The following is a 12,944-nucleotide window of genomic DNA, read 5'->3' as shown; positions in this document are numbered from 1 at the left end:
TATCTGTCATTTTGGGTTTATCTTAACGCCTATATTGTATAACCCCTTGAAAACGGTGTCAATCCTTTTTTTATTAAATAACACGAAAACAAGAGTTCTTTTAATGGCTGATTTCTGGCTGTTTGAAGGGCTCTTTTATATTGCAAGAAGTGTGCCAATTGGGGGATTGGTGGGGATTAAATAATTTTGGTTGGGGAATTCGTTTGTCAGTAACCATTAAAAATTAAGGCGCAATCGCTTCTTGACTAAAGAAAGATAACTGAAAACCAGTCTTTTTAACAAAAAGCTGCAACCTTATTTTAATTAGTCTTCTCATTTCCTTTCATGTGTTTTTGATAAAATAATACTGAACTTTACGCAACGGTTCCGCATTTTTTCTACATTAAATTAGATATAACACAGAATATGTTAACAAACCCACTTGATTTACTCTGTAACGTTTCATCAGTCACATTAATTGACGTTACTTGTTTTCTAATCAACGTCAATTTCAAGGACATCTCTATCTCATGTGCAATGTGAGTTTTTTATGCTGTAACAAATTTGGTGTTAGTTTACTTAACAAAGCAATGCCATAGTCATTAGTTTATCGTTTCTATTAAAAGTCAACCATTACTTTTTTATCAATTATTCCTAACACTTTACCATCTACACTAATCTCAACCCATGGTCCTTTTGAGCCATTTGTAAATTGAGTCTCTATTTCTTTTGTCACCATCGGCTCTTTATTTTGATAATCTTTTATATTGCCTGTCACTTTAGACCTAGGTGCTCCTTGAGGCACGTTAAAAATCGATTGTCCTATATTAAACATTCCTTGGTAGAACGTTTTTTTGACAGGATTGTGGTGTATAGTGGACTTTCGTTTAAATTGATTCGAATAAAAAATGGTTACTCTACAAACTGATATCCCCCCTGTCTCAGTCAATTAACATAATAGTAAAAAACAAAGCTACTTAGGAAAGTCTAATTTTTTCCAACCACTTTTAAAACTGAAGTTTTCAAACTATTTTTTCAATTCTTAGGCCATTGAGAGTCATTGCATCTGTGCTGTCGCTCTGCCCGATCTAGGTTTAGTTAAAGATGGGGAAAAATTGTCATAATTCTTTGATAGCTGCAAAAGTACCTTAACCTTCTATCAGTTCGTCTGAAATTGAGAGAGCAAATATTCATAAATTGTATCCAACTAACTCTGAAGTTAGAAAAACCAACCAGCTAATGAAAATAGAAGGTATATCTTGTCTGAAAGGCGATGAGTTAAAATCTGCTGAAAGATACATTCGCCTAAAAATCATAAATCAATCTGTGATTTTCTAGATTCTATTTCAAAATGGGGTAACAATTCTGAAGAATCAGGTATTTAATTATATTGTACTCCTAATCTTCAATAAAAAAGAACTATCCTATAAATTAATAAAATGGAGGATAGTTCTTTTTTTATTCTAACTGTAAGCTCAGATATTTTAGTGTTTGCTATTGTAGCCGATCCGCGCCAATTGTTGAACCTAGATTCAAAATATTATTAGGAACTAATAATTGGTGATAAATTCTACATCGTCAAGGTTCATCTCCAAACTTATTACTAGTCAATGGACACTTAATTAACCTATTCCCCTTACTTTTTTACATCGATATCCTTATAGTAAACATTACCACCCCAAGAATTATCAGGGACCGTTAGATACACCGTGCCATCACTGTTAAACCCTTTTACGACGTAATCTCTTAATAAATTATCTGCACCAATTGGTTTACCACTTGTCCAGACTGCATCGGAATTAATGAATCTAACCACATCATTTAGCTTGATTCGTCGACTTAATTCAATATCTTTTTCAAATACATTACCGCCCCAAGCGTTATCGGTGGTTCTGACATAAATTGTGCCATCAACATACAGTTTAGTGACGACGTACTCTCTTTTTAGATTGTCAGCACCAATGGCTGTCCCGCTCGTCCAAGTGGTAGCAAAACTATTAAAACGAACTATCTCACCCACCTTAAACTTTTTACTTCGCTGATTAATCTCAATATCCTTGTCATAGACTAGGCCACTCCATGAGTTATCAAGAGTTGTAATTAAGACGGTTCCATCAACTAATAACTTAGTGACTTTATAATCGCGAGCTAGATTATCCTCTCCAATGGCTTTACCACTTGTCCAGGCTGACGCCCCTGAATTAAATCCGACGTTATCATTGACTTTAACTTTTTTAGATCGTTTACTAATAGCAATATCCTGCTCCCGAGCATTTCCACCCCAAGCATCATCAGTTGTCTTAATATAGATCGTCCCATCATTGTTGAGTTTCGCTACTTTATAATCACGGGCCAAGTTATCAGCTCCAATCGCTTTACCACTTGTCCATGTTGTCGCTTGTTCTTTGAATCCGATTAAATCCCCGAGCTTAAACAACTTGCTTCGTTTGCTGATTTCAATGTCATTCTCATTAACATTGCCGCCCCAAGCGTTATCAATTGTCACAATATAAAGGCTGCCATCAGCATTGTATTTGCTCACTTTATACTCACGAGCTAGATTATCTGCCCCGATACTTTTACCACCAACCCACGTTTGGGCTTGTGAATTAAAGCCAACAATGTCGCCTGTTTTAAATTTGCTGTCAGGTAATTCTTTTAAGTCCATTCTCAAAGCAAAACTAGGCGGAAAATACTTTACATTCGTAATTTTCACTACTTCATTTTCCTGTGGTGAATGAATAAAGTCGCCATTTCCAATTGCAATTGCAACGTGGCTTGTATTACCCTGGACACCCCAAAAATAAAGATCCCCGGGCAAGGCCTCATTGACAGAAATTCTTTCTCCTGATCTATCTTGGGCCCAAGTAACTGTCCCTAATTGTTTTCCCGTAGCTGTTAAAAATACATAATAAACCAACCCTGAACAATCAAAGACATTTGGACCTAAGCGACCTGCGCCTTGCGAATATGGTTTTCCTAAATGCTTTCTTGCTTCACTTACAATTGCTGAACGTTCATTTGCCATAAATAATTCCACCTCGTCATTTCGTCTATTTTTTAATCCTTGAACTTCTTGACCACCTGCATACACATACTTTTTCATTTGATTACCTACTTGTTGCCATTTGCTATTATTTATATACTCTAATAAGGTCGTGTCATTTTGTAAAACATATGCCCCTAAATTGAAGTGAAAACTTGCTAAGGCATCAAACTGATTTTGAGTAAGTACTACTTTAACTACTTTTTTCAAATAAGCCACATGGCTGATAATATCTTCTTTTAAGAATGCTTCAGCCTGAGTTTGGGTTATGTTCATACCAGCATAGACACCCTTTGTATGACCATATCCAATTGTCCACACACCAACTACATCCTGATAGGCTGTTAATCTAACACCTTCCCATTTTTTGATTAAATTAATCCCCACTTGTGAGATTACCATCGTTTCATTTGCCACTTATTCACCTTTTTCCTTTTATTTTCTATCACGTCGGATATGGTTATTTTAGAATAATGACACACTCTTGTTCCTAAATAACCAAACACCTCTCTCAATATTGACAAATTTTTATCTTAATAGAAAAAATCAACCACATAATTGTAATTGTTAGCCGCTAAAAATCGCTCAAGTTCAATTTTTCCTGAAAAATTAACATGGAACCATCCTACAATTATTTTAATTTGTCCTTTACTATTTTTTTCCAGTCTGTATCCCCACCCTTTTATTTTACAAAAGTTGATGACCTTCTGATAGCCGGCATTAGCCTCGTTTGGATACCAATAGGTCACTATATCCTGTTTTGAGCTGTTAGAGGAAGCACCGTCCCCTTCTCCGTGCAGTTTAACCGTATAAGCCAAGTTATGATCCGCCAATAATTTTTCCAGTTCAAATTTCCCTTCAGAATCTTGATGAAACCAACCAACGACAATTTTTAGTTGCCCTTTATCATTCTTTACAACGCGGTACCCCCAGCCTCTTGATTTACAATACTCTGTCACCAGTTTAAAACCACCATTTGTTTCACTTGGATACCAATAAGTGATCACATTATGAGGGGTACGATCATTTGGAATTGGTTTATTGATACCTTTCAATTTTTCATACCAAGCCCGTGCTTGTGTTTGCCTGTTGGGCTGATTCGGATTAGCTGGACGTTCATAGTATGTAATGAAAAGAGATGCACACTCTTCTGGGCTAACTGCTCGTTGAGTAAATTGTTTAAACGTGAGAGTTGGATGCCACCATTGAACATTGTTAGCTACTTCCCATTCGATTCGTCTTAATTGTGCATCCAATGTACGATAATTTAACCCATTGGAATTTGCCCAGTTAATAAACTTAGTAGCTGGTGTCCATTGGACAAGACCATACCCACCATTCATATTTCCAACAATATCAGACTCCCAGCGATCGGCAATAATACCACTTTCAGACTGCATATTTCCAAGAACTCCCGCGATTGCCTCTTTACTCCATCCTTTTGCAATTAAGTATTTCCAAATTGCTGTTGCTGTTTCTAGTTGTGTCGCCATCATTTCTCCCTCTTTCTATTTTCTTTTTTTAGATGATCATCTAAATTGATTGTATCGTTTCTTAAAGACTTCAAACGGTAAGCTTTTAGTGGGAATATGGTAAGGTGCCACCATAATCAACTGTTTCCATTTTAAATTTGGTGATAGCTTGCCACATGACAAAAGGGAGAACCCGTATGCACTAGTTCTCCCCTTCCCCACTCTTTATGCATGTTTGAGATTAGTTTAATAGAAAAAATCAACCACATAATTGTAATTATTAGCCGCTAAAAATTTCTCAAGTTCAATTTTTCCTGAAAAATTAACATGGAACCATCCTACAATTATTTTAATTTGTCCTTTACTATTTTTTTCCAGTCTGTATCCCCACCCTTTTATTTTACAAAAGTTGATGACCTTCTGATAGCCGGCATTAGCCTCGTTTGGATACCAATAGGTCACTATATCCTGTTTTGAGCTGTTAGAGGAAGCACCGTCCCCTTCTCCGTGCAGTTTAACCGTATAAGCCAAGTTATGATCCGCCAATAATTTTTCCAGTTCAAATTTCCCTTCAGAATCTTGATGAAACCAACCAACGACAATTTTTAGTTGCCCTTTATCATTCTTTACAACGCGGTACCCCCAGCCTCTTGATTTACAATACTCTGTCACCAGTTTAAAACCACCATTTGTTTCACTTGGATACCAATAAGTGATCACATTATGAGGGGTACGATCATTTGGAATTGGTTTAAAAATTCCTTTCTTAATGATATCCCGTGGGTCCAACCAAACGCCATTATTGCTAAAGGCTGAAGATTGAGCCTTTAACCACTCTGTTTTCGTCACACCTAAATGTAAATGACTTGTATTACGTGTCGCAACAACTTGTCCCAATGTCACTTTTTGACCCACACTAACGCGAATATTAGCCGTACTTGTGCCAAACTCTTGATAGACGACATAATAACCGTCGTCTGATTTAGTGGCTACAACTGTTCCTAGGGCTTCGTAGCCAGATGGTGCCCAACCAGCAAAGACAACTGTTCCATCATGTATGGCACAAATCTCACTCCCTGGATGATCCACTGAACCAAAATCAAGTCCATTATGAAACCCGTTTGGTCTAAATTCACCACCAGGGTTCTTTCCAAATAACTGTCCTCCTGAAAAACTGCCTTCGCCTACTTTTGGAAAAGGCCATCCCCATCCAATTGCCATATTAATTTCCTCTTTTCTTAATTGAATTATGTTACTGTCTTGGTCATATCACGTCTGATATGGTTCATTCATATAACTTATATACTCTTATCATAAAAGATATCTGGATAGGTAAACGGTAAATAAAAGCAGCCCATATGGTAATGTTCAAAAAAAAATACACTCAATGAGTGTAGAGTCTGCTGAAAAACTCATAAAATAGCCAAACAGAAAAAACATGAAAACCTAGTTCCCAAAATAGATTGAAATAGAAGTTCAAGTGAGGATGAACCTTCATAGTTTATTAGTAATTACTATACTAGTAGGAAAAAATAAAAAGTTCGAATTTTCTTAACCGAAAATTCGAACTTTTTCAACAGCCTTATGAGTGTACTCCAGTTTTATTACGATTAAAGATAACTTAGTGAATCAAAAACCAAATCAACCAACCGAAGAGGAAGAGATAAATTACCACAATTCCCCTCCAAAAAATATGCCGTTCCAGTTTATCGAAAAAATGGTCTATCATAACCAACACCTCTTCCAGTTATTTGATTTCATGTTCCTATGATATTACGGTAGACATACTTTTGACATTATTTTGTTCTATATGTAGCTTCTAAATTTGCATCACCTTATGCAAAGGCTGGTTAAAAAAACAACCTTTTCTTGCTATGCTTCACTTAAGTGCAGAGTTAACGTCCTGATAAGCACTAGTCCTCCCAACTTTCTGTCTATTTTTCTACTTATTCAAAATACCTTTAAAATAACTATCGCTTAGTTCATAATCAGCTACTTGGTTTAGCCTTGCTTCAGCGACTTGTCCTGACTTACCTTTAGTATAGAGAACTAAAAAAAGGACTTCATATTCTTTAAGAAAAAAACCCTCATTTACTGTGTCTTCTTCTGATAGGTTTATTACCCCGTATTCGTAAATGGTTCTTCCGTCAGTCAAAAAAATCAAGTCTCCATTTTTTAATTTAGCTAGCGAACCAAATAAGAGCTGCTGATCAAATCGGATTTTTTCCGATGTTAAGCGATAAGTTAGATCCCCCATCTTTTGATACAAGACGGGTGTTGCGGCCCCTCTGATCAGATTCTTTGAACCTGCTCCTGGCACGATTGGCAAATACAGTTCAATGGCTGGTATTGCCAATTTACCGACGACTCGAGAGTTGTTAGAGTCATCCAATTGGATCTCATTGAGATTGCTTAATTAATGAGCCAATTAACGATAGTATCCATTTTGTCTTCTCCTTATCTGTTTGAGGTAGGCTGGCACCTTTAACCCTTATAAGGCCTGTTTTCTCTTCTACTTTGGGCGAAGCAGTCCGTTCTTAAGTATGTCTCGTGCCAGTCTTGGCTTCTTCTGTTGGAATCTCCATCTCTGCTGTCTGTATAATATTATTACTTCAACTTACTTTTCATTAGCTAAAAAAGTATTGATTAAATAAAACCTCAAACAAAAAACATACTTTTAAAAAAAAGTTTCGTTAAGCTAACTGTTATATGATTTTTACCTACAACGATGCATAGCTCACTTCAATAATTAATCGTGTGTTATTTACAACATTTTAAACTTTTAAAAAACTTTGAAAACGCTTTACCTAACTCAGATAATTGTGTTAGAGTTAATTTGTTCAATAGATATTAGGAGGAAGACAAATGAAAAAAACACTTAAAATTGCCGCCATGCTCTTAGTACTTGCTGGTATCGGCGGAACAACTGCTCATGCCACAGAAAGACAACGGGATAACACTGATGATTTAAATCAAGCTTTAGAAGCTGGGTTTACTATCGAGCAATACACACAAATAATCGCTATCCCTGAAGTCCCCAATGCCGAAACATCACAACCTTTTTTAACCCGGGCTGTTATGACAACTGATCAAACTAAGGTCCTTAATATGGCAAAGGCTCAAATTGGCAAGCCTTACGCATGGGGGGCCCAAGGTCCAAGCTCATTTGATTGTGGCGGATTAGTGAGATACGTCTTTAAAAATGCTGTTGGGGTGGATATCCCCATGGGAACAACCAATCAAGAAACGAAAGGTAAGGAAGTTAGCCTTGCTAGTTTATTACCAGGTGATTTGCTATTTTACGGAAGTCGTGGTGCAACTTATCATGTAGGAGTCTATGCGGGTAATAACCAAATGATTCACGCCCCACAACCTGGCCAGAATGTTACGACAGTCGATATAAAGTATTTTTATCCTAGTTTTGCCAGAAGAATTCTATCTGACACACCATCACCTGTTGTAAACCAAATGATCTACACTGAAATTTCTAAGACCGCTATGATCAACAGAGTTGAAAAAGAAATTGACACTCTTCCATGGGGACAAAAAGGCTATGGAAAACTCGGCACAACCTCTTCATCTCTTGGAAAAGTAATCACATTGACACAAGATTCAGGTTATTACGCCTATAGCCCCGAGCTAAAAGGATGGATCGATAAGAAAGGCTTGGATGAAGTAATCTCCGTAAACGGTGCTGGAGTCATTCAATACTCTGGATACAATATTGATCCAGTTCCTTGGTACGCTGGAGTTGTCAGCTTAGGATACACAAAAGACTATCTTGGAAAAAATGTGACTGTAACAGCAAGAAATGGTTCTTACTACTATGTTCCTAACTTGGGCTGGATTGACAAAAAAGCATTTAATATTGACCTCCAAAAATCCGTTGATTCAACTCCCAATAATAACAAAGTAACTAATACAAAAACAACGATTACCGAAATAAATAAAACGGCAAAAATATTAGCAATCAGAAAAAACATTGACACATTACCCTGGGGCATGAAAGGGTTCGCTCGATTAGATTTTACTGATAATCACACCGGAAAATCAATAAAAATCACACAAGATTCAGGTTCATATGTGTTCAGCCCCGACTTAAAAGGTTGGATTGATAAAAAGGCTCTCGAAATTAAATAAGTTAGTTAATGGACAACACGATGCTCTTTATAATGAGAAACAGATGCACCGGTAATGTGACGTGAATTGACAGCATAATAATCTACTAGAGTCTATCCGCTCAATAAAAAGCCCTTAATCCTTTTTTACGGATGGAGGGCTCTTTATCTCAACATTTAAATGACTTTTATTTCTATCGCTTCAATGTATTTCACCTTACCAATTGTTCCAGCAATTTCGCCATTCGTCTTCCATTCCTGCCAACCGATGTCTTGAATATGGGCACGATATATTACTTTTTCCGACATAATTTTGAAGGCTTCTAAATTTAATGCTTTGCCAATACTACCAGCTGTGGTCCCTACTAGTTGCCATCCTAGTTGCGCTACATGCCCTTGGACACTTAGAGAAACACCATTCAGCATTACTTCTAAAGCTTCCATAGGAAGGGTTCTAGCAGTCGTTCCTGATAGGTTACCTTCTTTTACATAGCCTAACCAGCCTTGGTTTTGCACATAACTCCGATATTCCAACCCTTGTTTAGTCGGATTAGCCGTTCCTTGAGCAATAAATTTTTGCTTTAATCTAAATTGAATGGCTTGAATTGGTAAATTTTTACCTGTAACACCGCTTTCCTGACCTTCAAACGTCCACTCTCCCCAGCCTACGTTACTACTGTGCGAGCGATATTCAATCGTGTAACGATTTGCCATACTTGCTTTTAGTATAAATTTAAAGGCTTCTAGATTTTTATTCTTCCCCTTAACACCAATCTTTGAGCCAGTATTTTGCCAGCCAAGACCACTTATATGACTTTCTACTTCAAAATAACTAGATGACCCATTGAAAAAAATATCTACTGCTTGCAAAGGAATATTTTTACCAACAGTCCCCGCAACCTGATTTTGGACCATAAAACCGAGGTCTCCTTGATTGGGAATGTGTACACGATATTCAAGTCCTATTCCTCTTAATTCTTTACTACCTTGAGTAATGATTTCTTGGTCTGCTACCTCTGATAAATCCATCCTAAGGGCAAAATTAGGTGGAAAATATTGTATATTTGTTATTTTCACCACTTCATTTTCCTGTGGTGAATGAATAAAATCTCCATTTCCAATCGCAATTGCAACATGACTTGTATTCCCTTGGTCTCCCCAAAAATAAAGATCCCCTGGTAAAACCTCACTTACAGAAATTCTTTCTCCTGACCTATCCTGAGTCCACGTAACCGTTCCTAGTTTTCTTCCTGTTGCTGTTAAAAACACATAATAAACCAATCCTGAACAATCAAAAACATTTGGCCCTAAGCGACCTGAGCCCTGTGAATAAGGCTTTCCTAAATGCTTTCTTGCTTCATTTACAATTGCTGTACGTTCCTTTGCCATAAATAATTCCACCTCACCATTTCATCAATTTTTAGTTTGGGTACTTCTTTAGACTTACATAAACAACTTCGGTAATCCCCTTAACTAAATCTGGATAAACTATTAAGTTAACGGTTCCTCTGTCGTAATTACGTTAAGCCACTCAGCCCCATTAAAGTCACTTCTTTATCACGTCTGATAAGGTTCTTTCATATAACTTATATACTCTTATGATAGTAGGGATTTGAATAGGCAAACGGTAAAGAAAAATCGGACATATGGTAATGGTCGTACCATAGTGAAAACAAATAATTCAACTCGCCTTTCTATCAAAGTTCCTTTACCATTATAGATAAGCGACTAATAAAATAATTCCTAAAATTGAAATGGCCCATTTCGCTTTTTCTTCACCTGTTTGAGGTAACTTGATTAAATTACTATTTTTTTATCATCTATTTTTTCTGCATCTGTTGACGATAGTGGTGCCCATTATTTTTGTTTAAATTCATCGTGCTTGAATCAGGGATTAATCCATATTCATAAGCTTTTAATAATATATATAATTCGACCTGCACCCAATTCTCTTCCTTCATTCTTTATATTTCGTTCAAATTCATGTGAATTTTTGAGTATAAATATTAGTTCATCATTTGAAAATGCTTTACTCGATATAAAACTGCTATTACTTGAGTATTTTCCCTTCAAATGTAAGTAGGTAATACTGAACGGCTACACAAATAACCTCAAAGCTAGTAAACTGTAAGTAATCAGTTCACTACGTTTTGAGGTTATTAGCTGAGTCGGGGGTGTTGGCAATGTACTTGAACCGTGTCACTCCATGGCAAATAATCATCCAGAAGGTCTGGTTGTTGTAAAAATGGCACATTGGGCAAATGGGTAAATAGATACTCCAAATAACGCGTGGCGTTTAGTCCATTCGCAATCGCCGTTTCAACGATACTATGTGCCAAAGCATTCGCTTGTCCCCCTGCCATACTTGTGCTGAATAGGTAATTTTTTCTGCCCATCACAACGGCTTTAATACTCCGCTCACTCAAATTATTGGAAAGAGCTAATCACCCATCTTCCGAAAACCACCTCAGCGAAGCCTGTTGATTCTGCGCATAACGAACAGCTTCTTGTAACTTCCCCTTCATCGTATGAAACGAACTTAGCCAATCAAAGAAGGCCCCAACAATTGGTCGCGAATGCGCTTGGCGAGCCGTCAGTCGTTCTTCAACGCTTAAGTCTTTCGCCGTAAACTCTCGTTCCAAACGGAAAAGTTGATCGCAGTAGTCTATCCCGATGGCTGCTTTCCCTTTCTTATCAGCGCAATCCACGAATTTTCTTCGAGCATGACTCCAGTATCCTACTTGGCAAATATTTGGTAGATTTTGATAAGCACTATAGCCATCGGTTTGTAAGTAACCGCTGAAATTTGCCAAGGTTTGTTCAGGCACTTTCTTTTCTCGTGTCAAGGTTGATTGATAGAGGACGATGGGAGGTGGGCAGTCAGCCATTGTTCGAAAGAGCCAAACACGCGCTTCTGATGTGGCTGGGCGACCGTCAGGGCGTCTTAAAATCTGATAAGGGGTTTCATCAGCCATTAAGACCTCTTCTTTGACCAATTCTTGATGAAGTCGATCTTAGATAGGAGTCAACCAATCATGGCTTCCTAGAATGACCCAATTGGTCAAGGTGCGATGGCTGACATCTAACCCCCAAGTCAACCATTCTTTCACTTGACGATGAAGCGGTAGACACATTTCATATTTTTGGTGAAACAGTTGTGCTAAGATTGACGGGCTTGAGAGACTATTTTGAATCGGCTGCTTTGCGGCCTCTGCTCGTTTGATCGAACAGGATTCGCCAGCTTTACAGGTCATACAATGGTACGTCTGTTCATGATAGATTCTTTTTTCTAGGCGAGCGGGAATAAACACGAGTTCTTCTCGTTTGGTTTTCCCCATCTCATCCATCTGAGACCCACAGGCTTCACATAATTTTTCCTCATCCGTTAAGTCTAGATGGATTTCTTCCAAAATTGGAAGATGTTTGGTGAGTGCTGCTTTTCTACCAATTACTTTTGGTCGCTTCTCAATGAACGTGTCCGCGGTTTTTTCTTCAGTTGTCTCTGCTTGGTCGAAAAAAGACTCATCTTCATCCAATAAAGAGAGCTGATTCTCATCGACTTTTTTTTCACTAGACGTCCCAAATAGCTTGCGTGTCAAATACTCGATTTGTTCAGCCAAGCGCTCAATTTGTTGAGCTTTATTCTCAAGTTGAATTCGCTGCTGTTCATTTGTTTCGACTAATATTTTTTCCAGTTCTGTCAATTAAATCACCCACATTCTCTCTTGATATCTTGTTATTATTATACCATAAACAAACGAGATAAAAAAGCTGAATCCCAATATTATCAAGGGTTTCAGCTGTTTTTCAAGAGAGGTAACTTGGTGTTGCTGGCATAGTTGCTTTAGGCTGTTGGATAGACAACCCTTCCAATAACCAACGAAGCTCTTGACTAGTTAATTGGCGAACCTCGTCTTGATTTCTAGGCCATTGGAGTCGACCAGATTCGATGACTTTATACAATAAGAGAAACCCATCTTGATCGAAGTATAACGCTTTGAATCGATCTTTCTTGCCGCCACAAAATAGAAAGAGAGCATCATCGAACAGATCAAGTTGATAAGTGTCGGTGATAATTGCTGCCAAGCCTGTAATCCCTCGTCTCATGTCAGTCCTCCCACAAACGATGAATAACTGTTTAACTTGGCTGTAATCAACGAGCATTCGATTTCAACTCCTTTAAAACAGCGAATAAGATGTACTTATCAATGCCATTATACAAACGAACTTCCATTTCACCCGTTGTTAACTTGTGATTATTTCGGGTTGATTTAAGCCATCAATTCGGATAGCTTGAGCCACCAAAACGGATGTGTTGAGCCGTTTAAA

Annotated in this window: 12 protein-coding genes and 1 pseudogene; 2 read left to right on the top strand and 11 right to left on the bottom strand. The window is 37.6% G+C overall.

The features are described from left to right. Window positions 1-184 (top strand): hypothetical protein (locus RWN13_RS23270; RefSeq protein ID WP_314068573.1); only part of this gene is annotated, 184 nt, incomplete at its 5' end. A gap of 414 nt (window positions 185-598) precedes the next feature. Here the strand turns inward: RWN13_RS23270 and RWN13_RS23265 are convergent. The 5 genes from RWN13_RS23265 to RWN13_RS23245 all read right to left on the bottom strand — a co-directional run bounded on the left by RWN13_RS23265 (window position 599) and on the right by RWN13_RS23245 (window position 6,889). Next, a complete protein-coding gene (locus RWN13_RS23265; protein WP_314068570.1) occupies window positions 599-814 on the bottom strand; it encodes a GW dipeptide domain-containing protein in 216 nt (71 codons plus the stop codon). Window positions 815-1,615: 801 nt separating this feature from the next. Continuing rightward, a complete protein-coding gene (locus RWN13_RS23260) occupies window positions 1,616-3,442 on the bottom strand; it encodes a glycoside hydrolase family protein (RefSeq protein WP_314068569.1) in 1,827 nt (608 codons plus the stop codon). A gap of 116 nt (window positions 3,443-3,558) precedes the next feature. Continuing rightward, complete coding sequence (locus tag RWN13_RS23255; RefSeq protein WP_314068564.1) at window positions 3,559-4,521, bottom strand: phage tail tip lysozyme; 963 nt, start codon at window positions 4,519-4,521, stop codon at window positions 3,559-3,561. Window positions 4,522-4,743: 222 nt separating this feature from the next. Beyond that, window positions 4,744-5,718: a M23 family metallopeptidase gene (locus RWN13_RS23250; protein WP_314068562.1), complete on the bottom strand. Its 975-nt coding sequence runs from the start codon at window positions 5,716-5,718 to the stop codon at window positions 4,744-4,746. Window positions 5,719-6,439: 721 nt separating this feature from the next. Further along, window positions 6,440-6,889 carry a hypothetical protein gene (locus tag RWN13_RS23245; RefSeq protein WP_314068560.1) on the bottom strand — a complete coding sequence of 150 codons (450 nt, stop codon included), beginning with the start codon at window positions 6,887-6,889 and terminating at the stop codon, window positions 6,440-6,442. Window positions 6,890-7,362: 473 nt separating this feature from the next. Here RWN13_RS23245 and RWN13_RS23240 point away from each other — a divergent pair, with 473 nt between their 5' ends. Further along, window positions 7,363-8,637: an NlpC/P60 family protein gene (locus RWN13_RS23240; RefSeq protein WP_314068557.1), complete on the top strand. Its 1,275-nt coding sequence runs from the start codon at window positions 7,363-7,365 to the stop codon at window positions 8,635-8,637. Between the two features lie 155 nt (window positions 8,638-8,792). Here the strand turns inward: RWN13_RS23240 and RWN13_RS23235 are convergent, their stop codons facing one another. The 6 genes and pseudogenes from RWN13_RS23235 to tnpB all read right to left on the bottom strand — a co-directional run bounded on the left by RWN13_RS23235 (window position 8,793) and on the right by tnpB (window position 12,779). Further along, window positions 8,793-10,004: an NlpC/P60 family protein gene (locus tag RWN13_RS23235; protein ID WP_314068555.1), complete on the bottom strand. Its 1,212-nt coding sequence runs from the start codon at window positions 10,002-10,004 to the stop codon at window positions 8,793-8,795. 325 nt (window positions 10,005-10,329) lie between these two features. Further along, window positions 10,330-10,413, bottom strand: a complete 84-nt coding sequence (locus RWN13_RS23735) for an LPXTG cell wall anchor domain-containing protein (protein ID WP_399553729.1) — start codon at window positions 10,411-10,413, stop codon at window positions 10,330-10,332. A gap of 22 nt (window positions 10,414-10,435) precedes the next feature. Next, a complete protein-coding gene (locus RWN13_RS23230) occupies window positions 10,436-10,558 on the bottom strand; it encodes a hypothetical protein (protein WP_314068553.1) in 123 nt (40 codons plus the stop codon). A gap of 216 nt (window positions 10,559-10,774) precedes the next feature. Beyond that, window positions 10,775-10,978 (bottom strand): transposase domain-containing protein, encoded by a 204-nt coding sequence (locus RWN13_RS23225; RefSeq protein ID WP_314068574.1) that lies wholly within the window; start codon window positions 10,976-10,978, stop codon window positions 10,775-10,777. Next, window positions 10,976-12,235, bottom strand: a pseudogene (gene tnpC, locus RWN13_RS23220) (IS66 family transposase); the annotation flags it as partial. The gene RWN13_RS23225 and the pseudogene tnpC, both read right to left, overlap by 3 nt. 187 nt (window positions 12,236-12,422) lie before the next feature. After that, window positions 12,423-12,779 (bottom strand): IS66 family insertion sequence element accessory protein TnpB, encoded by a 357-nt coding sequence (gene tnpB, locus RWN13_RS23215; protein ID WP_314068551.1) that lies wholly within the window; start codon window positions 12,777-12,779, stop codon window positions 12,423-12,425. Between the last annotated feature and the right edge of the window lie 165 nt (window positions 12,780-12,944).

This window comes from uncultured Vagococcus sp. (genome assembly GCF_963518325.1).
In the GTDB taxonomy this organism is placed as follows: domain Bacteria; phylum Bacillota; class Bacilli; order Lactobacillales; family Vagococcaceae; genus Vagococcus_D.
Note: the sequence above shows the minus strand (reverse complement) of the source record. Positions and strands in the feature narration are given on the sequence as shown.